The organism is Enterococcus sp. DIV1298c (assembly GCF_017316315.1).
GTDB classification, from domain to species: Bacteria; Bacillota; Bacilli; order Lactobacillales; family Enterococcaceae; genus Enterococcus_B; species Enterococcus_B mangumiae.
The window spans coordinates 153,415-173,837 of record NZ_JAFLWG010000011.1; the positions used below are offsets into that span (position 1 = coordinate 153,415).

General features: G+C 39.6%; 17 protein-coding genes and 1 other annotated feature. Of the genes, 2 read left to right on the forward strand and 15 right to left on the reverse strand.

Features of this window, described 5'->3' with window-relative positions; genetic code table 11:
- Window positions 1-17 precede the first annotated feature (17 nt).
- Genes JZO83_RS03290 through JZO83_RS03315 form a run of 6 tightly spaced genes read right to left on the reverse strand, consistent with a single transcriptional unit; the run spans window position 18 to window position 4,730 of the window.
- The gene (locus tag JZO83_RS03290) at window positions 18-329 is read right to left on the reverse strand and encodes a V-type ATP synthase subunit F (protein ID WP_206853505.1); all 312 of its coding nucleotides are present in this window, start codon (window positions 327-329) and stop codon (window positions 18-20) included.
- On the reverse strand, window positions 319-1,305 hold the full coding sequence (locus tag JZO83_RS03295) for a V-type ATPase subunit (protein ID WP_206853502.1): 987 nt from the start codon (window positions 1,303-1,305) through the stop codon (window positions 319-321). The genes JZO83_RS03290 and JZO83_RS03295 overlap by 11 nt, the downstream gene beginning before the upstream one ends.
- A 14-nt stretch (window positions 1,306-1,319) precedes the next feature.
- A complete protein-coding gene (locus JZO83_RS03300; protein WP_206853500.1) occupies window positions 1,320-1,904 on the reverse strand; it encodes a V-type ATP synthase subunit E in 585 nt (194 codons plus the stop codon).
- Between the two features lie 16 nt (window positions 1,905-1,920).
- Window positions 1,921-2,391, reverse strand: coding sequence for a V-type ATP synthase subunit K (locus tag JZO83_RS03305; protein WP_206853497.1), 471 nt, complete (start codon window positions 2,389-2,391; stop codon window positions 1,921-1,923).
- 25 nt (window positions 2,392-2,416) lie between these two features.
- Window positions 2,417-4,411: a V-type ATP synthase subunit I gene (locus JZO83_RS03310; RefSeq protein ID WP_242542364.1), complete on the reverse strand. Its 1,995-nt coding sequence runs from the start codon at window positions 4,409-4,411 to the stop codon at window positions 2,417-2,419.
- Window positions 4,398-4,730 carry a hypothetical protein gene (locus tag JZO83_RS03315; protein ID WP_339092624.1) on the reverse strand — a complete coding sequence of 111 codons (333 nt, stop codon included), beginning with the start codon at window positions 4,728-4,730 and terminating at the stop codon, window positions 4,398-4,400. Before JZO83_RS03315 ends, JZO83_RS03310 begins: the two co-directional genes overlap by 14 nt.
- Window positions 4,731-4,831: 101 nt before the next feature.
- Window positions 4,832-4,879 (reverse strand) — a sequence feature (sodium ion sensor (DUF1646 type); this cis-regulatory element may regulate processes involved in with the transportation of sodium ions).
- Window positions 4,880-5,099: 220 nt separating this feature from the next.
- Here JZO83_RS03315 and JZO83_RS03320 point away from each other — a divergent pair.
- The gene (locus tag JZO83_RS03320; protein WP_206853492.1) at window positions 5,100-5,819 is read left to right on the forward strand and encodes a gamma-glutamyl-gamma-aminobutyrate hydrolase family protein; all 720 of its coding nucleotides are present in this window, start codon (window positions 5,100-5,102) and stop codon (window positions 5,817-5,819) included.
- 97 nt (window positions 5,820-5,916) lie between these two features.
- Here the strand turns inward: JZO83_RS03320 and JZO83_RS03325 are convergent, their stop codons facing one another.
- The 8 genes from JZO83_RS03325 to zapA form a co-directional block, all read right to left on the reverse strand.
- The gene (locus JZO83_RS03325) at window positions 5,917-7,815 is read right to left on the reverse strand and encodes a fructose-1,6-bisphosphatase (protein WP_207114967.1); all 1,899 of its coding nucleotides are present in this window, start codon (window positions 7,813-7,815) and stop codon (window positions 5,917-5,919) included.
- Between the two features lie 269 nt (window positions 7,816-8,084).
- Window positions 8,085-9,353 (reverse strand): ABC transporter permease, encoded by a 1,269-nt coding sequence (locus JZO83_RS03330; protein WP_207114968.1) that lies wholly within the window; start codon window positions 9,351-9,353, stop codon window positions 8,085-8,087.
- On the reverse strand, window positions 9,346-10,245 hold the full coding sequence (locus JZO83_RS03335) for an ABC transporter ATP-binding protein (protein WP_206853486.1): 900 nt from the start codon (window positions 10,243-10,245) through the stop codon (window positions 9,346-9,348). The genes JZO83_RS03330 and JZO83_RS03335 overlap by 8 nt, the downstream gene beginning before the upstream one ends.
- Window positions 10,246-10,399: 154 nt before the next feature.
- Window positions 10,400-12,178 (reverse strand): excinuclease ABC subunit UvrC, encoded by a 1,779-nt coding sequence (uvrC, locus tag JZO83_RS03340; protein ID WP_207114969.1) that lies wholly within the window; start codon window positions 12,176-12,178, stop codon window positions 10,400-10,402.
- A 270-nt stretch (window positions 12,179-12,448) separates the two neighbouring features.
- Complete coding sequence (gene trxA / locus JZO83_RS03345) at window positions 12,449-12,763, reverse strand: thioredoxin (protein WP_206853482.1); 315 nt, start codon at window positions 12,761-12,763, stop codon at window positions 12,449-12,451.
- An 85-nt stretch (window positions 12,764-12,848) separates the two neighbouring features.
- A complete protein-coding gene (locus JZO83_RS03350; RefSeq protein WP_207114970.1) occupies window positions 12,849-15,209 on the reverse strand; it encodes an endonuclease MutS2 in 2,361 nt (786 codons plus the stop codon).
- Window positions 15,210-15,314: 105 nt separating this feature from the next.
- A complete protein-coding gene (locus JZO83_RS03355; protein ID WP_206853478.1) occupies window positions 15,315-15,863 on the reverse strand; it encodes a CvpA family protein in 549 nt (182 codons plus the stop codon).
- A 37-nt stretch (window positions 15,864-15,900) separates the two neighbouring features.
- Window positions 15,901-16,335 (reverse strand): cell division protein ZapA, encoded by a 435-nt coding sequence (gene zapA, locus JZO83_RS03360; protein ID WP_206853476.1) that lies wholly within the window; start codon window positions 16,333-16,335, stop codon window positions 15,901-15,903.
- Window positions 16,336-17,450: 1,115 nt separating this feature from the next.
- Here zapA and rnhC point away from each other — a divergent pair.
- Window positions 17,451-18,371, forward strand: a complete 921-nt coding sequence (gene rnhC, locus JZO83_RS03365) for a ribonuclease HIII (protein WP_206853474.1) — start codon at window positions 17,451-17,453, stop codon at window positions 18,369-18,371.
- Window positions 18,372-18,542: 171 nt separating this feature from the next.
- On the opposite strand, the gene JZO83_RS03370 is transcribed toward rnhC, so the two are convergent.
- Window positions 18,543-20,423 (reverse strand): glycosyl hydrolase family 18 protein (locus tag JZO83_RS03370; RefSeq protein ID WP_207114971.1); only part of this gene is annotated, 1,881 nt, incomplete at its 5' end.

Here is a 20,423-nt window from a genome sequence, read left to right on the forward strand (position 1 = left end):
ACTATCTCCTTTACATTCTATAAGATATTTTGTCCAACTGCTTTTTCCACACTCTTTTGGATCTCTGCCACACCGATCCCCATCGTTCCTTGATGGCTAGGGATAAGGACGATTGCGGGTGTCATCGATTCTTTGTAACGTTCAATCGTTTCAGGTGTCAATGTTGCCGCTTGTTCGGTCACATAAATGACACCATACGAGTTTTTTGCCATTCGTTCGATGGCGCTCCTCACATCTTGTGGTTCTGTCGCATATTGCACATCAAATCCAAATAATTTAAATGGTAAAACAGAATCTTTGTCGCCAACGACACCGATTTTATGCGTCATAGACTTGTCTCACCCTTTCTCTGATCGTTTCATTATCGAACTGATTTTTTTTGCCGATCACTAATAGCCGAAGATTTTTGCTCTCGATTTCTTTTGCATTCAAGAAAGCAAGTAAAGGCAACGGACCAAAAGCTTGCGTCTGTGCTGCTTGATAAAGTGAGGACAAGTAGTTGTCTTTGATTTGTTCAAGTTGCACAAAATCTAATTCACCTTCACGGACAGCTGGCTCAATCAATTCACGATAATCCGTTGTTTGTAAAAAGGATAGGTACGCCTCGAGATCACTTTTGACAAAAGTTAAAAACGCTTCTTTCGGAATGCTTCCTGAACTTGATAGTACTGCCGTCATAAACCCGCTCGAACGTTGCTGTAAGATGCCTCGTGCCATCGTTGTGATATTGGTCAAATCGATAAATGCGATGATTTCTTCCAGCAATTCCGGATAGCCGAGTTTCTCTCCAAGACGGCGTTGTTCCGTCAAGAAATAGCGGTCATAGATGACATCGATCCCTTGTAGTACCGATGATTCTTCACAATATTCATGGACTTCACGAATACTGTCCAACAACTGCGGTGGCAATTCTGTAGAAGTTTGTGTATGGATCGCCTGCTTCAATGTTTCGCAAGAATAAAACCCATCATTACGATAGAGATGATCCAAATTTTTGCCAGTCATCTCCGCTTTGGTCAAGACTTTTAAATTATGGAACGTATAGCGCATCGTATAGACCCATACGACTTCGGGTTCTGGTGCTGATTCTTTCAACCAAGTAAATAATTTAGCTGATTCCGCTAACAGATTTGCCTCAAAATCGCGTTCAAAGCCTTCATAGATGTAAGGATGGTAAATCGTTGTTTTTAAAATCTCCCCTAGTGCTTCCAATGACTTTGCTTGAATCATGCGTTCGAAGTCTTCTTTTGATAAGAGTTCTAACTCTCTTCCACGAATCAAGGGATTTAATTCATGATATTCCATTCAACGATCCCTCCTTACTCGAATAGTTGTTTCGCAATCTCAAAGCGCATTTGTTCTTGCACTTCTTGAACCAGATCACTGTAGATAAAATTGTATTGGACACCTTGATCATCGATCAAAAATCCCGCTTCTTTTGCAATCGTTCGTTCACCCAAGTGCAAGGTGAAGGGCAAGATTTGATTCCACGTTTCCAACACTTCATTTGTTAGAATGGCAGCAGACTTTTCTCCAGCAAATAAGGAAACATCGCCAGACAAAGATAATGTCTGCACCATCTCGAACATGAAAGAAAGTTGGTCTTCTACTGACCAGTTTTCTAATTCTTGCCGAGCTTCAGTAAACAAGCGATGTAAAAACTCTTGTTTTTCATTAAGTGTCGCTTGACGTACTTCGACCTGTTGGCGATTTCTTAATTGACGATAATTTTTTTCGATTTCTTCAAGTTCTCTCGCTTTTGATTTTTCGTATTCTGCTTCTAAACGCGCACGTTCGCTTGTTACTTGCTGATCGATTTTTTCACGCTCTGCTTTTTCAAACGCCGCTCGTTCTGCTTCTGCTGTTTCATTCATTTGCTGAATGATGTTATCAATGGCGTTCATTTATTTTCCTCCTCGTTTAAGCATTCAACACTAATAAGAAAGAAATAACGAATCCTAAGATTGCGTATGTTTCAACCATCGCAGCATAGATGATCCCTTTTGTTGCATGTTCTGGTTTCTTCGCTAAGATTTGGATACCCGCAGCAGCCACTTTCCCTTGGGCGATACCAGAAAACAAACCAGTAAAGGCGATCGGTAGTGAAGCGCCTAAGAAATTCAATCCTTGGACAACGGACATATCTCCGTTTAGATTGATGAAGATCAAGAAGGCGATAACGAATCCATAAAGACCTTGCGTACCAGGTAGTAATTGTAAAATCAACGCTTGACCGAATTTTTCCGGTTGACTCGTCGTCAATGCTGCAGCAGCCTCACCAGTCATCCCTACACCTTTAGCTGAACCGATACCAGAAAAAATCGTTGCTGTTGCCATTGCTAATACCGCAAATACCATTCCACCATTTTGAGCAATTAAGTAATCCATCATTTTTTAAATTTCCTCCAACTTTTTTCTATTTTTTCTTATGATTGATATTGACATATTTTTCCGCTGTTTTCAGTGGATCGAAGGCTCGTCCGCCTCCGGTATAAAACTTGCCGAAAAATTCGACATACTGCAATCTTGCCCCATGCACGTAAGCACTCAGCAAGGTTAAGAACATATTCAACGCATGTAAGGCAATGATCAATAAGATCCCTACACTGAAACGAGCTGCTGGCGGCATAAAAGCAACCAACATGTTGAAAGCTGCGCCGATGCTCCCTCCAGAGATCCCGAGTGCCATCAAACGTGTATAACTCACTAGATCACCGATATAACCAGTCAACCCATACAAATTGTACGCACCTTTTGCGGCGCCTTTGACTTTTGAAGAAGATTGAAAAATCGGAATAAACAAAATACACAGCGCTGAAAAAATCGCCAGTCCTGCACCTAGATACACAAATGCGGTATTTTTGACAAGCATACTGCCGATCAGTACTAGAACAAGCCCGACTAAGATTCCTTGCCATGCGAACCCGTCATTGACCGCATCTAGATAATCTTTGCGCTTGATATGTTCTTTTGCTGCCAGAAACAACCCGACTAGGATTTGAATAAATCCAAAGATGACAGATAAGATCAAGATCGTATTCACATCTTCAGTCGTCGACAGCAGTGGAAATGGCAAATGAATGCCAGCGATTTCGGTTGGTAGTGCTTGTCCGAAAAACGAACTGTAAATAAATCCCCAAATGATCGACGGAATCGCTAGGATCTCGAAAAACTTAACAAACCGTTGCATGCCTCGTGGCAATACCAGTAATTTTTGAGCAATGATCGCACCCAATAACATGAGTAGTCCATAACCGATGTCAGCCACCATCATCCCAAAAAAGACGAGGTAAAAAGGCGTCATCCATGGGGTAGGATCGATTTCATGGTATTTGGGCAAACTGTACATTTCCGTCAGCAGCTCAAATGGTGCCACGATTGGATGATTTTTTAATTTCGTTGGGACTTCTTGATCGATCTCTTCTTCTGTCGGCTCTTCAAAGCTAAGATAGACTTCATCCGCTGATAATGTCGCTTCTACCAATTGGATCAGTTCTTGTTTTTCTTCTTCTCCGACCCAGCCTTGGACGACGATCAAGTAAGGCGCCATGACAAATCGATCTTTCACCGCTTCGCGTTCTACCATTGCTAGTAAAATCTCCTCCGCCCATTCCAACTCTTGGATGTAGCTACTGCAACGACCGATTTTGATCGCTAATTTTTTTTGTGCTTCATCGCACGCTTGCAACTCTTGTTTGACTTGCTGTAATTGTTCTTTAGGCGAGCGTTCATAAGGATAAGTTTCTTTCACAAAGCCATAACGAGTAGCGATCTCTTCCACAGCAACTGCTACTGTTTTTAGTACAACATACGTCAAGTAGACGAAATGATCGGTTTCGCTGATTTCTTCCACATAGACTTCTGGGACTTTTGCTAATTCTTCTCTAAACTCTGTTGCATTCGCAACGCTGATCGTTCCCATCACGACGGTTGTTTGCCGACTACTAAAATTTTGAGGTGTGAAGTCTAAGTTTGACCAGTGCGTCAACCATTCTTCTTGCTCTGACAGTTGTTCTCGTTTTTCTGACAGTGTTTCCCATTGTTTTTTCAAATCCAGTACTTCAGTTAATCTCTTCGTAAAATCTTCTTCCGAATAATCCGCTTCTAGCTCTTCCAAAGACAATTCTCTTCGTTTGAGATGTTGCTTTTTTTGTTGCTTGTCTCCATGGTGATCAATGAATTGAACAGCTTCTCTGGTTTGCATGATACGGCTAGAGAGTGCATTGAGGACCGGTTCTTTTTCAAAAATCGTGGCCTTAGGAAAATAAGTATCGACCCATTCATTATTTGTCTTTTCTTGAAAAAGATCGCGGATCTCGACGTTTTGGATCCCTTGGATCGTTTTCAGCAATGCCTCTTGGTTACGTTTATCGGAAATAAGAGTGACTTTTTCCATCTTAGTGACGGCCATAAGTTTCTTTCACCCTTTCAATGATCGCATCAACCGCTTGCTTTCGTTGCTTCTCATATTGTTCTTGCACAATGGATTGCAACCGTCTGGCATCTTCGTTCAATTTATTTTTTTCAGCAGCCGCTTGTTGCTGTTCTGCTTGTTTTTTTTCTTCAAGCAACTGTTCTAATCGTTGTTTTTGATCCGCACGAAGTTGATTCAATTCTGCTTCTTTGATTTGTTGGTAATCTTTTAGCTCTTGCTGAAGCTTTTGCATGGTTTGTTCATTTGCTTTTTCAGCTTGTTTGATTTTTTCTAAGGCTTCTAGCACATTTCCCACATCCTTCCTCTAAAAAAAAGAGGTACATTCTTTCTTTTTTCATTGAAAGTATGTACCTCTAAAAGATAACTTTAGATAAGCTAGGCACTTTCAAAAACATGTTCTTCTCACCCCTTGAAGAACCAGATCCTTGAAGCTTGCGCCCAACCTTTTTTATTTATTTCTTACCTACAATTATAACAAAACGAGGGGAAATTTCAACTATCTGATAAGGTTTCTTCCTCAAAAAGGCTATTACCGATAGTAAATGTGCAAGTTTAGATAATCTTCTTTCCTATTATATAATCACGTACGTTTTATAAAACAAATGTTTTTATTTTTTCTAAAGTATTGCTAAAATAATACTAGTGAATGAATGGAGGAAAATGTATGCAACAAAAAATCGGTATCGTGGCTAATCAGTTATTACGAGCAACAGAAACTTTCCAAGGGAATCAAGTCACTTACACTCCCCAAGGCTTTGTTAATGCAGTGAAGCAAGCAGGGGGCTTACCGGTACTTATACCTATTTCTTCCCCAGAGACTGCTAGCGATTATATCCAGATGGTCGACAAAATACTTCTTGCCGGTGGACAGGATGTTAGTCCTTCACTTTATAATGAAGCGCCTCACCCTAAACTGACAGAAACGAATCTGGATCGGGATTTGTTCGAGCAGGCGTTGATCAACGAAGCCTTGAAGCAGAACAAACCAATCTTAGCCGTATGTCGCGGGATGCAATTATTGAATGTCGCTTTAGGCGGCAATCTTTATCAAGATTTGACGTTGTATCCGAATTGGTCAGTAAAACATGAACAGCAACCCACTCCTCCACAATTTGCGACCCATGAGATCACAGTGGAACCAGATAGTTTGCTTCATGAGTTACTTCCTACTTCTTACTTTGTGAATTCTTATCATCACCAAGCAATAAGAGATCTCGCGCCCACACTGAAAGCAACGGCGTATTCGCCTGATGGATTAGTCGAGGCTGTTGAAAGCAATGAAGCAGAGCAACGAATACTTGGTGTACAATGGCACCCTGAACTGATCCACCAAAAAAATCCATTGGATCAAAAATTATTCGATTATTTTGTTCAATCGTTGTGATCGACACAAAATAGATAAAACGCCCAACTAGAAGAAACATGTTGTTTCGACTAGTTGGGCGTTTCATTTAATTCCTGCAACAAATCTCAATCATTCATTAACTCTTGCGATATTCAAGTAATTTTTTTAGTTGTTGGATCTGACGTTGTAAGTCATTTCCTTTTGTGGTGTCTCGATTTAATTTTCGTGGCAGTTGTTGATCAATGACTTTTTTGACTTCTGCTAAACCATTCGCCGTTTCAAATTGTTCTTCGATCCCTAAAAAAGGATAATGCGTCACGATTTGAAACCCATAAGAGTTACATAGCAATGAGTAGCCAGCAATTCCTGTCGTTTGTTGATATGCTTTGGATAATCCGCCATCGATCACGAAGACCGTCCCATCGGCTTTGATCGGCGACTCTCCTTTTTTTACTTTGACAGGGGTGTGTCCATTGATGATCACTGAACCAACAAGAGAAACGCCAAATTCACGCCGGACTTTTTGACTCAACCACTCAGTATCTCGTAACCGATAATAGGGATTACTGACTTCTACATGTGTTTCTTTTTCTGCTAAATAATAACGCTCAAACGTCGCCATCTTGCTTTTACCAAATAGCGGAGAATATGGACCGCTCCAAGCATAGCAGATCAAATCAGTCGCCAAATCTTCTTTTTCTCTCGGTGATCGGGCACTTTCACGAATCTGTTCCTCGAAGAAAGCCATCAAACGTTTCCCCTGATAAGTCTCATTTCCTAATTTAAAAGTTAGAAACTCCCCATTCTCATCTACTGGCATACATCCATGGAATAGCACACTCTGATTCGTGACTAGGTACATTCTTCCCTTTTCTAAAAGGAAAGCCATATGCTTTTGCATACGAAGCGAATGCTGAAAAGAATACATCAAGGTATCAATCACTTGTCGCTCTTCTTCCGTCAAGCGATTTGGCTGCTCCACGGCGATCGTCTGGAAACAAGGATGATGGATCGTGTATTCTTTATCATCTAATCGTAAATGATTCTTTTCGTAATCGATGCTCATGAGTAAATCTCGATCGGCCATCTCAAATTCTGGACGTCGTTCTAACAGTTGCGATTCTAACTTGAATTGCATGATCGCAAGCGCTTGATGGATCTTCTCCATTTCTTCTCTTTCACGTTCCGTCGAGTCTTGCATATTTTTAGGCGTAAACAACGGATTCGTCTGGTACGTGTCTGTCGCAAACGAACATAAAGGACGAAGATTTAGCGCATATTCTTTTTCTAATTCAAACAAATAATTATACCGCGCAGCGATACGCAACAAGGTCAATAAACAAGTTTCAGAGCCACAATAAGCACCCAACCACAAAATATCATGATTTCCCCATTGGATATCAGTCGAAGGAAGTTCCATCAGGCGATCCATCACTTTAGCAGCTTGTGTCCCCCGATCAAAGATATCTCCGACTACGTGGACATGATCGATCACCATTCGCTGAATCGTACGGGCTAATTTTTTTAAAAAGCGTTCTTCTTCATTCATCTCGATCAGCTGATCAACGATTTTACGCACATAAGATTTTTTTCCTTGCACACGATCATCGATGTACAGTAATTCTTCAATAATATAACTATATTCTTTAGGCAATCCTTTTCTTACTTTTGACCTTGTATACTTGATAGAAGTGAATCGCAATAATTCGATCAACTGATGGATCAATGTCGCTTTGTCTTCATTTTCATACCAGTCAGTCGCTAGTGCGTACTCTGGATAAGCAACAAAAATCGTTAATCGTTTCATTTCCTCTTCACTCAAACAATCTTGAAACAAATCTTTGATTTTCTCACGCAGATTCCCTGAACCATTTCTTAAAATGTGATCAAACGCGGGAAACTCACCATGAATATCACTTAAAAATAATTCAGTTCCTTTGGGTAGTTGCAAGATCGCTTCTAAATTGATGATCTCCGTAATGACTTCTTCTTTTGTTGGAAATTTTTCTGACAATAACTCTAAATATTGATCCATCCAAACGCCTCCAAAATTGGTATACCTAAAATTATAGGATACATATCAACTTATTTCAACAAATACAGTAAACAAAACCATAAATAGGTATATGAGATACCGTCAAAGATACTTAAAAGAAGCCTCCGAGATACTAGCCCCAGCATTCTCCTTAACTTTAGATGATCGGTATGGCAAAGTTAACTTCTTCATAAAAAAGAGGCATCCGAAAATTATTAAAATTTTCAGATGCCTCGTCTTATTTTAGCTGAACACTACTTGTCACAGCTTTACGCTTTATTTCTTTTCCGTTCATTCTTCATGATCGAAATCGATTGTTTCAATGAAGTCCAAATACCACCTTCACTGTATACAAGAACGTTTGACTTATACATATTCGCAGATAGGAACATCAATACAAATGTGATGATCACTAACACGACTAGTGAGATCAATGCGCCACTTATTTCAACCGTTTCATTTGCCAAGCGGATTGGCATGATATAAGAAGATAAAAATGGAATATATGACGTGATGCGAATCACGATGTTATTAGGATCAGATGCGCCAAGGATCAAGCCGAGCATATACCCACCTAAAGAAAGGTAAGTTACTGGTAGGATCGCTTTTGCTGTATCTTCGGCTTTGTTGACTAATGAACCACACAATGCCGCTAAGACAGAGTAGATCAAGATACCAAAGAACATGAATAGTAGAGAGTACCATAAGAATGGACCGAAAATACTATCGAGAGAAATCCCATCTAGTACATTTTTTACGATCTCCATATCTTTGAACTGGTTGAACCCTACAGCAAAGATGATGCCGTATAAAGCCATTTGAGTGACGGCTACTAATAGTACACCGGTCAGTTTACCATAAAAATGTTTTTGAGCCGTGGTACTAGATAAAATCACTTCCATGATTCTTGTGCCTTTTTCTGAAGCAATCTCTTGTGCAATGATTTGTGCATACGTCAAAATGATAATAAATAAAATGATCGTAGCCACATAGCTAACTGCATATTGAACCGCTGAGTTATCTTCTCCAATTGTCATTTCACCATTTGCATCGAAGCTGACTTTTTGTCTTGAGAATGACGCCGGTTGGCTTAAAGCCGCCACTTCTTCTGGAGAGATCCCTAAACTACTTGCCCGCATCATCGACTGTAAGCCCGTCAACTGCTGTTGGATCAACAGTTGTGTAGCTTGGCCTAATGAGTTTTCACTGAATAATTCTCCAGTTACTTCGCCATTATCTGTTGTGACGACCATATAAGCATCGATTTTTTCATCAGATAACTCACTTTTAGCTTCATCTTCTGATGACAAAGCTTCAAAGCGGAAATCCCCCATGTCTGATTGACTCAAATAATCAGTGATTTGTTGATCTTCAGCAATCACACCGATTTTATCTGTTTCGCTATTTTGTTGCGCAAAATTCCCTGCCAAATAGATAACACCCATCAAGATAAATGGTACAAGAATCATAATAATAAACGAAATCGATTTCACATTTTTCAAATATACATCTTTGGTGATGATCCAAAACTTACGCATGTAGCTCACCTGCTTTCATCTTGAAGATTTCCTCTAAAGTAGGTGGTTGTTGATTGAACATCGGGATATAACCAAACTGTGTTGCCCTAGTAAAGATCTCTTTTCCGACATCTGGATGATCTAGCGTGATCTCCAACGATTGATCTTCACGAAGAACCACTTTTTGAACGCCTTCGATTTCTTCAATTTCTTGTTGCGACAAGCCAGATTCCAAAAACAGCTTTGTCCGTCCAAACGCTTCACGAATCTCGTGGACTTTTCCATCTAACACCATCTCGCCATTACGCAACATGATCAAATGGTCACAAATCTTCTCAACATTGTCCATGTTATGACTGGAAAAAATGACACATGAGCCATTCTTCTTCAACTCAATGATCCCATCTTTCAGTAACTCTGCATTGACTGGGTCTAAGCCACTGAAGGGTTCATCTAAAATGATCAGCTTAGGTTCATGGATCAGTGTTGCAATCAGTTGGACTTTTTGCTGATTCCCTTTTGATAAGGACTTTACTTTATCTGTTTTCTTTCCTTTTACTTGGAATTTCTCCATCCAAAAGTCGATCTTCGGTTCAATCTCTTTTTTGGTTTTCCCACGCAATTCAGCAAAATAGATCAACTGTTCTTGAATTGAGACTTTGGGATAAAGCCCTCTTTCTTCAGGTAAATACCCAATGATATCGTAATCTTTTTCACTCAAGTGATGACCATTCCATAACACTTCTCCTTGATCTTGCGTCAAAAAATCTAAAATCAACCGAAAAGTCGTTGTCTTCCCTGCACCATTTTGCCCAATCAATCCCATGATTTTCCCGTCAGGTATTTGAAAAGAAACGTGATCAACAGCTGTATAACTGCCAAACGTCTTTACTAAATCCTTTACTTCTAACATTTTTTCACTCCTTTATCCTAAACTTCTATATCCATTACGTGACAACAAAAAAATAATTGCGAAACAAAAACTATTGTTATTGTTTTTTATTGTACATATGAAAATGATAGGACACTTTACAGTTTTTGTAAAGCGCCCTCAATCCAAATTTTTTTCAACTTTCATGCAGTTTATTGAATACATTTTGTGCCACATTTTTCGGTAGACCAATCTCTTGTAATTCTTCGATCGATGCTGCGGTGATGTTTTTTAACGATTTGAACTCTTTTAACAACATTTTTTTCCGTTTTGGACCTAATCCTTCAATTTCATCCAAGCGCGAAGCAAAACTATTTTTACTACGCAGTTGGCGGTGAAATGTGATCGCAAACCGATGGACTTCATCTTGGATGCGTTGCAATAAAAAGAACTCCGGCGAATTTCTTTCAAGGGGTACGACTTCCAATTCATTTCCGAACAATAATTCATTTGTTTTATGTTTGTCGTTTTTAGCCATCCCAGCTACTGGGATATCGATTCCTAATTGATTTTCGAGAACATCTTTTGCTACATCCACTTGACCTTTCCCACCATCGATCAAAATAAGATCAGGTAAAGGAAGTTCTTCTCGTATCACCCGAGCGTAACGACGGTAGATCACTTCTCGCATGGAGGCATAGTCGTCTGGTCCGACAACCGTTTTTATTTTATATTTTCGATACTCTTTTTTTGCTGGTTTTCCGTCGATAAATACGACCATGGCGGCAACTGGATCAGTCCCCATAATATTGGAGTTATCAAACGATTCGATGCGGATAGGTGCTGGAATGTTCATAGCATTACCTAGACGTTCGATGGCACCAATCGTTCGTTCTTGTTTTCTAGCAATTAAATCAAAGCGTTCGTTCAATGCGACTCTTGCATTTTTATTGGCTAGCTCCACTAATTTTTTCTTTTCACCACGTTTTGGTTGGATGACCTTAGTCGCTAACAATGCTTCCACACTTGGCTGATCGATCGTATCAGGAATCACGACTTCTTTTGGAATGAAGTGTTCATTTTCTTGATAAAATTGACCGATGTACGTTAAGAAATCTTCTTCAGCTTCATTATAAAAAGGAATGATCGATACATCTCGTTCAATCAACTTTCCTTGACGTACAAAGAATACTTGGACACACATCCACCCTTTGTCAATCGCATAGCCAAAGACATCGCGATCAATCAAATCGGTATTCGTCATTTTTTGTCTTGTCATGATCGTTTCGATCGCTCTGATTTGATCTCGGTATTCTGCTGCTTTTTCAAATTCCATATTTTCTGCCGCTTTATTCATTTTCTCATGGATCTCAGTTTCGATTGTTTCATAACCGCCATTCAAAAAGCGTTTGACTTCATTCACGATGCTGGTATATTCCGCTGGATCTACATCAAAATAATAAGGACATAAACACTGACCTAAATGATAGTAAAGACAAGGTTCCTTTGTCTGACTAGGTTTGCATTTTCGCAGTGGAAATAAACGATCTAAAATCTTTTTCGTTTCATTCGCTGCACCTACGTCGGGATAAGGTCCGAAGTAAAAAGCTTTATCTTTTAAGACCTTCCGAGTAATCACTAACCGTGGATATTTTTCATTTGTGATTTTTAAAAAAGGATATGTTTTATCATCCTTTAGCATAATGTTGTACTTAGGATCATTCTTTTTGATCAAATTGATTTCTAAAAGTAAAGCTTCGATATTAGATTCTGTGACGATATATTCAAAATCCTCGATCTCACTGACTAATCGCTCGGTTTTCGTGTTATGACTTCCCGTAAAATAGGAACGCACACGATTTTTCAAGACCTTGGCTTTTCCTACATAAATGATCGTGCCGTTTTTGTCTTTCATCAAATAGCAGCCAGGCTGATCAGGTAGTAATGCCAATTTATTTTTTATTCGTTCATTCATGATGACTGCTCCTTTACATTTCCGATATCGCTATTATAACAGAGGTTGGAAGAGAAGTATCAAGGGAAGAGAAATAAGAATGTTTTTTAAAAGTCTGTTCTGTAAAACTTTGTTTCTCTTCCCGATTTTTCAAAAAAGTTACTTCTAGCTCGCTTGATCTACTTTTCGTATTTCACAGCCCCAGCCCTTTAGATAGTTTTTAAGTCGCAAAAAAACCGAGACAGCAATCCATATGATTGTTGTCTCAGTCTGATTTAGTGGTTACTTATCTTATAAGTGTTGGGCAATCATTTGACGTAATTGCTCTTTTGATTGGACACCGATCGCTTTTTCGACTACTTCGCCGTCTTTTTTCAAAAGTAATGTTGGAATACTCATGATCCCGAATTGTTGAGGCGTTTCAGGATTTTCATCAACATCCATCTTCACGATTCTGAATTCATCTTCATCGTATTCTTCTTCTAGTTGGTCTAGAATTGGCGCTTGCATTCGACAAGGTCCACACCAAGTTGCCCAAAAGTCGATCAAAACTAATCCTTTATCTGTTTCTTCGTTGAATGTTGCATCTGTAATTACTTGAGCCATATCAAAGACCTCCATTTATTAGTCTATTCTTAGTATAGCACTATTGATGTTGAGATACGAGCTATTTGCTTACCTTTAGTAAGTTTTATTTAAATTTAACAATCGTCGCACCATTACCACCTTGGTTTCCTGGCGCAAAATCAAAGCTCTTCACACTGCGATGATTTTTCAAATAATCGGTGATTCCTGTTCTTAATGCACCTGTCCCTTTTCCATGGACGATCGTTACTTGAGCATAGCCAGCTAAGATTGCCGCATCTAAATATAGATCGACTTCATTCAGTGCTTCTTCATAGCGTTTCCCACGAAGATCAAGTTGGTTAGAGACCGCTGAATTAGCATCTGAGCGAACAGTATGGATCACTCGTTGTTGTGGTTCTTTTTGTGGCGCGATCGGTGTCAATTCGCTTTCAGAGACATTCATCTTTAAGATACCAATCTCCACCTGCCACTGGTTGCCATTTTTACGTAATAACGTACCACGTTGCCCATAAGTCGTGACTAACACTTCATCACCTGGTTTTAACGTTTTCTGTTCTTTCGCTTTTTTCAAGACTTTATTTTTCTTCAGTTGTTCTTCTTGATGCAAGTTTGCCAGTTGTGATTTTGCATCGATCAATTGATGCTCCTTCACTGTCCCTTGTCCCACTTGTTTTTGTAAATTGCGAATATCTGCGATGATTTTTTCTGCATTCTCTTCTGCTTCAGAAACGAGTGCATTGGCTTTTTGTTTTGCTTTTGCCATTTCTTGTTCACGTTCTTCAAAGAAGTAACTGTATGCTTCTTTCAAATCATTGTAAAGGCGTTGCGCTTCATCGACATAATGACGCATTTCTAAATATTCTGTTTCTGCCATTTTTCGACGATTTTCTAAGTCAGTGATCATTTCGTTCAAGTCTTGACTTTCATCATTCATCAATTGCTTTGCTTCATCGATGACTTGGTTGTCTAACCCTAGACGACTTGAAATCTCAAATGCATTACTTCTACCCGGTACACCGATCAACAGACGGTAAGTCGGGCTAAGGGTATCCACATTGAACTCCATACTTGCATTGATGGTATTTGAACGATTGTAGCCATAGACTTTCAATTCAGGATAGTGAGTCGTTGCCATCACGTATGCTGATTTCTTTCCAAGATCATCTAAAATAGCGATCGCCAAAGCCGCACCTTCTTGCGGATCAGTTCCCGCACCTAGTTCGTCAAATAAAACTAAACTTTTTTCATTGACTTTTGAAAGGATATCCACAGTGTTCGTCATATGTGAGGAGAAAGTCGATAAACTCTGTTCGATCGATTGTTCATCCCCGATATCTGCAAAAATATCTTCAAAGATCCCGATTTGGCTCTCTTCATCCGCTGGGATCGGTAAACCTGCTTGCCCCATCAGTTGCAATAAGCCGAGTGTTTTCAAGGTGATTGTTTTCCCACCAGTATTCGGCCCAGTAATGACGATGGCTTGATAGTTTTCCCCAATCGAGATATCGTTTGGCACAACTTTCTCTTGATCAATCAACGGGTGTCTAGCTTGCTTCAAATCAACAATGTTTTCTGTGCTGATCGTTGGCACGATCGCCTTCAACTCTTTCCCAAAACGTGCTTTCGCATTCATCAAGTCCATTTTACCGATGACAAACGCATTGTGGAGAATCTCTTGACGATGAGGGACTAACTCTGCTGATAATTCACTTAAAATTCGTTGGATCTCATTGCGCTCCGCGATTTGGTACTGGCGCAAACGATTATTCAATTCAACGACTTGTTTTGGCTCGACGAATAATGTTTGACCCGAAGAACTTTGGTCGTGGACGACGCCACCAAAGACACCACGATATTCTTGTTTTACTGGAATAACATAGCGATCATTTCGCATCGTGATGATGGCATCGCTCAGGTATTTGGCATTTTTTCCACGGACGATCCCATCTAGTTGTTCTCTGACCGCTTGTTCACTTCTCCGGATATTTTGGCGGATCGTCTTCAACTCAGGAGACGCATCGTCTGTCACCCGGCCATCATCGTCGATTGCTTCTTTCAAGCGACGACTTAGTGAAGGAATCGCAACTAATTGATCGGACCAAAAATAAAGACGTTCAAACTCGATTTCGCTATCTGCTAGATCATCAATGAAACGACGTAATTCGCTAGTGGTAGAAAGAACGCGTGACACTTGTGCGAGTTCAAGCCCATTCAGATCAGCACCGATCTCGATTCGTTTCATATGGGGGCGAATATTTTCTAATTTAGGGATCGGGATACCGCCACGTAGGCGTTGGACTTTTAGACCATCCTCCGTTTCGTTTAACCAGTATCTGATCGTTTCTTCTTCATTCACTGGCACAAGTTGAGCTAATTCTTCTTGCCCTTGTGCTGTGATCACGAACTGTCGCACTTGTTGTTTTACTTTTTCAAACTCTAATGTTTCAAGGATACGTTTGTTCATTTTTTTCACCTTACTTTCACTAAAAAAGAGGCAGAGGGCTAAGCAGTCTGCAAGACTAACCGACACCTTCATAGCCTCTGTCATTGACAAGAAATAATCTCTTACTTAATTGATCACTTGTGTCACCCATAGATCATAGATCCTATTTGCTAAAATCGGTGTTCGCTCGACCATAAATGTCGCCAGGTTATTGCCACTGAATTGATTTTGGATAAATCCTACTGGAATAAACGTCAGCAAACGCAAAACTAAAAACAACGAAATATAGGTAATGATGACGGACAAGACTCCTCCTGCCACCCAATCCAATTGTTTGAGTACTGGAATGAACGTCAATCCGTGCGCGAAAACCCCGATGAATCGTGTAATCAGCCAACCGACAAATAAAATGATCAAGAATGCCACACCTGCATAAAAAGCTTCATCTAATTTGAACGAAAACGCTTGATCAAAAAAAACTAAGTTAGAATTAGCTGTTACCGCAGGATAAGGAATAAATAATTGCAGATGACTGGCTAAGGTTTTGTAATAGGTTTGCGCTACTAGAAACGATACAAAATAGCCAATCAGATAGATGGCTTGTAACGCAAAGCCGCGACTTGCCCCAGAAAAAAATGCAATCAGCAAAATAAATAAAATCAAAAGACTAAGCATACATTCTTCCTTTCTCTTCTATATAATACTTATTATATCAGTTCGAAGATCTTTGTTTGATTTGATCTTTTCTTTTTTCGTTTAAAATCTGTTGAGCTTCCACATGATTTTTGATCTCATGGTCGCTTCCACTTTCTTTTAATACTTCTCGTGCTTCATTTTCAATTGCTTCGATTCGTTTGATGCGATTCTCCATTTCTGTGTATCTGACCATTTTTTGTTTCAGTTCAGTGACTTCTTTGATCAATTTCAGATTTTTTTCCTGTCTTTTCAATTGATCTGAAAATGCATTGACTGCTAATAAAATAGCTGCTTGTTCATTGTCTAATTGAGGGGACAATTCTTTTAATTCAGCTAATTGTTCATTGATTAATTTCGTGACCATATCCATATGCTGTTTTGACTCTTGCCCGATAATGGTATATGTTTGATCTGCAATCACAGCTTTATAGCGTGTTTTTTCATGTGACATATGAATCCGTCTCCTCCTATTGCCAAAAATATTAACTAGTGTACCATATAGTTAAGTAATTAACTGTACACACAAGGCTTCATTATAAATACTTTACTATTATATGATAAACTTTGCAAAAATGCTATGTGTGCATTGATTTCAAATCAGCTGGACCTAGTCAAAAAAACCTTTTCACACAGCTTGATCGAAACAGGAGGAATCAACAGTTAAATTAAGTCTATAGATACCTATAAAATTAGCATCTAAACTGCAAGATATGGCGTATTTTTAGTTATGAAAGGATAATGATAACGTCGATTTAGTTGAACAATTGCCAATAAAGTCATCGGTCTACAAATTTTTTTGACTGGGAACCATTCTTAGTATCAAAGCTTTAGCAGTTGCCTAAACAGCTGAATCTACAAAAATAGGGACGAAATAGTAAGAAGAAAATTGAACGCTTTTGTGTCGGTTACAGCGCAAAGCTTCTCAAAAATGCGAGATGAATAAGGAGGGAACCCTATTTGTCAAAACATGTAACATCTATAAATTAAAAAAATGACAGATACAGCGAAAACTAGCAAATCTTCGTCAGAACTCTATTCATCAAACAACGACAGAGATCGTGAAAACCAAATGATCAAAAATTGTTGCTGAAACATTGGATGTAAAGGTCATGATGAAAAATAAGCATTTAGCCAAATCAGTAGCGAAAGTTCTATGGATTCAAACGTCAGTTTCAATAGAAATTTGAAAATGATGGCCTTGAGTGAATAGAAGCAGATCGATTTTATCTAAGTTCTAAACGATGCCACAAAGATTGGACATAAGAAAATAGGTTTAAAAATGTCTGATCGCAATGATCATTACGAGAACTGAAGTTATACAATAGATCGAGGTAAGACCAGTCTGAATTTAGCGAGTTATCGTAATTGATTTACGGTTTTTTAATCAAATAAAAACCTAGAATGATAGGATTCGTTGTATCCGAATTAACGCCTGTGGAGTGTCAGAACAAACGAGAGTAGCAAGAAAGTGGCAAAATCGGACACGGAGAAACAGGAATCAAACATTGATCTGACAACTTTTATTGTTGGTTAGAAATATTTATAGATTTTTTGGCAACGGAACGAATGAGTAATATTATCTTAAAAGTAACACCAAATCAACTAGCAACGATGAAAGACGCCTATCGTGCGTTTTTAGTACAAAAGCCAATCCCTTATACCCATTTTTCAGCTAAGAAAAATGGAACGACGATCACCGCCTATACGTCAGGTAAAGTGATGTTCCAAGGAAGCGGCGCCGAACAAGAAGCAGCCAAATGGGGAACTCCCCTTGCGCCAAAAAAATCATCTCAAGCTGGCGCTGGTTCTGCTTCCTTACCAAAGGATTTACAAACACTCTCTGTGTTGGGTAGTGATGAAGTCGGCAACGGCAGCTACTTTGGTCCATTGACTGTTTGTGCTGCTTATGTAGACCAGACAAAACTTAAAGAATTACGCACATTAGGTGTCAAAGATTCAAAAGAACTAAAAGATGCGCAGATTATCCAATTAGCCAAAGTGTTAAAGGAAACAATCCCTTATCAATTATTGGTTTTACCGCCTAAAAAATACAATGAGATCCAACCCACGTACAATGCAGTGCGGATGAAAGTTGCTTTGCACAATCAAGCCATCCACTTATTGTTACAAAAGATTGCGCCTGTCAAACCGGATGCCATTTTGATCGATCAGTTCACACCGGAAGCTAACTTTAAAAAATATGCCCGCTCAGAAAAAAATCAAATACAAGAAAAACTTTACTTTGTAACGAAAGGTGAACAATATCATTTAGCGGTTGCTGCAGCCTCGATCATTAGTCGAGCAAGCTTTTTAGAAGAGTTGGATAAAGCTTCCGCTGAACTTGGGATCACTCTCCCATCTGGCGCTGGTACAAAATCTGATCAAGTAGCTGCAGCCATCCTAAAAAAAGGTGGTGAAGCTTTATTGGCAAATTATGCAAAATTACATTTTGCGAATACGGAAAAAGCAAAAAAACTTGCCAATTAAGTATTTGTTATAAAACTCTTGCAATTAGAATTGCAGGATCAATCAATTGATTTTTTACGTCACTATTTAAAACAAAGATCCTCGTTGCGTATTGTTTGAACAGCAACGAGGATCTTTGTTTTTTTTAACGGTTCATAAAAATATAGCTAACTGTCCACTCAAAAATACAAGTTAATTAATCAAATCCCATGGTCCCCATTGTTGCGTTCCTGGCTCATCACCTCGTGTCCACCACTTCGCTTGATACGTATGCCCTAAGTGTGTGACTCTGTCCCCAGCAACATAGATTTGTGTCTGATCCCACGCCGGGTATCCAGGCGTAACAGTATCTAACGTTTGAACGATCACCGGTTGACTGGCAGCCGAGACATTGTTTGACGCATCAAAGGCTTTGACTGTATAAGTGTATACCATATCAGGTGTTAACCCGGTATCTGTAAATGATGGTGTACGTGGTTGTCCAACTAATTGACCATCACGGTAAACATAGTAACCAGCTACTCGGTGATTATCCGTCGAAGCTGTCCAACCCAATGTCACTTCTGTCGCATCTATTGCTGTTGCTGCCACATTAGTTGGAATCGATGGTGCTTCGACATCAGAAGGATCTGGGTCTTCTGCACCAAAAATCACTTGGTGATTGATCTCGATACCATCCGTACCAATTCGTTGGCTTAAAGTCATCGTGTCGAAATGATCCACCGAAACGACGGAATCATCGGATTGTAGTCGGAAATCATAAGAATCTCCTGGCGCGATTTCTCTTCCATCATAAACGGAAGATAGATCAACAGTCACTGTGCTGTCATCCATAGTGACAGTTCCAGCTTTATAATCGCCTGCACTTAATGTTTCATTGCTATTCAGATCGATCGTAAATTTAGGCAATTTAACTGTTTTCTGGGCCGCTTCCACAGCGCTTAATACAGTAGATGACTCTGTTAATGTTTCATTATTTGTTACCGTGATTTCGTATCCGCTTACACTGTTTTCAGTATAAGGAATGATTTCAACGTCGATAGCTAAAGGTGCAGTGACGATTTCATGCTGTGGTAATGGCGTATTACCAAATAATCCATCTTTGATCGCATTCGTCAGCTCATCACGCTTTGTACTCGTGGTTTCTTTGTCTTGTGACTGCATCCAAGAAATCACACCACCCAATTCTTCTTCCTGCACATATTGCGTTTTGTATCCGATCGAGCGCACATTATCGAAACTGAAAAATTCACCTGTTTCTGAACTATACATGTAAGGCGCCTTTGCGACATCGTCCCAATATTCAGTCAATCCACTTGTCGCATTGATCAAATCTGGAATATTGCGGTAAGGCCAAACACCACCGGCTCTACCACCATCGCCTACTACTAATGGACTTTTATTTTTCGCACCGAAAGTTGGTGAAAGATCGGCGTTTCGATTGCTTTGTTCGGCTGTTTGGAACAATCCAGGTAGTAAAGGATCATTGCCCTCTGCTACTTCATGCCAACCACGTGTGTAAAAAGCAGCACCGATTACGATTTTCTCAGCTGGAGCACCTTCATTTCGTAAAAATTGGACCGTCTGATCGACTGAAAGGCCTTGGTTATAATTAGGATCAGCCGGATTGCCATAAAGTGCGGTATGATGGCCACTGCGATCTCCCCAGCCACCGTTCATGTCATAGGTCATGATATTGGCAAAATCAACAACTTCAAATAGACCGTCAATATCGATCCCAGCAGTTAGTCTGCCTTGAGATGCAGGTAGTGCTACTGATAACTCATAGGTTTTCCCTAATTCTTCTCCTTGTTCATCAATGGATTCACGAATCTCATTAAGTAAAGTAATATAATTTTCTTTATCTTCTGGTATCGCATGTGGCGTTCCTTCATCGTTGACATTATCTACCAAGTCAGGCTGGCGAACGTCAACAGGATACTCCCAATCGACATCGACAAAATCCATATTCGTGTATTTGATAAATCGGGTGACATTTTCTACCAAATTCTGTCTTTTGACTGGATCAGCGGCTACTTCAGAAAAATCACCTGATTTAGACCAACCACCTAA

Coding starts and splice junctions, on each gene's coding strand:
- JZO83_RS03290 (WP_206853505.1), bottom strand. CDS start 329: ATGACGCATAAAATCGGTGTCGTTGGCGACAAAGATTCTGTTTTACCA.
- trxA (WP_206853482.1), bottom strand. CDS start 12,763: ATGGCTCAAGTAATTACAGATGCAACATTCAACGAAGAAACAGATAAA.
- JZO83_RS03305 (WP_206853497.1), bottom strand. CDS start 2,391: ATGATGGATTACTTAATTGCTCAAAATGGTGGAATGGTATTTGCGGTA.
- JZO83_RS03295 (WP_206853502.1), bottom strand. CDS start 1,305: ATGGAATATCATGAATTAAATCCCTTGATTCGTGGAAGAGAGTTAGAA.
- JZO83_RS03310 (WP_242542364.1), bottom strand. CDS start 4,411: ATGGCCGTCACTAAGATGGAAAAAGTCACTCTTATTTCCGATAAACGT.
- JZO83_RS03335 (WP_206853486.1), bottom strand. CDS start 10,245: ATGTTAGAAGTAAAGGATTTAGTAAAGACGTTTGGCAGTTATACAGCT.
- JZO83_RS03325 (WP_207114967.1), bottom strand. CDS start 7,815: ATGGATCAATATTTAGAGTTATTGTCAGAAAAATTTCCAACAAAAGAA.
- rnhC (WP_206853474.1), top strand. CDS start 17,451: ATGAGTAATATTATCTTAAAAGTAACACCAAATCAACTAGCAACGATG.
- JZO83_RS03350 (WP_207114970.1), bottom strand. CDS start 15,209: ATGAACAAACGTATCCTTGAAACATTAGAGTTTGAAAAAGTAAAACAA.
- zapA (WP_206853476.1), bottom strand. CDS start 16,335: ATGTCACATGAAAAAACACGCTATAAAGCTGTGATTGCAGATCAAACA.
- JZO83_RS03320 (WP_206853492.1), top strand. CDS start 5,100: ATGCAACAAAAAATCGGTATCGTGGCTAATCAGTTATTACGAGCAACA.
- JZO83_RS03330 (WP_207114968.1), bottom strand. CDS start 9,353: ATGCGTAAGTTTTGGATCATCACCAAAGATGTATATTTGAAAAATGTG.
- uvrC (WP_207114969.1), bottom strand. CDS start 12,178: ATGAATGAACGAATAAAAAATAAATTGGCATTACTACCTGATCAGCCT.
- JZO83_RS03355 (WP_206853478.1), bottom strand. CDS start 15,863: ATGCTTAGTCTTTTGATTTTATTTATTTTGCTGATTGCATTTTTTTCT.
- JZO83_RS03300 (WP_206853500.1), bottom strand. CDS start 1,904: ATGAACGCCATTGATAACATCATTCAGCAAATGAATGAAACAGCAGAA.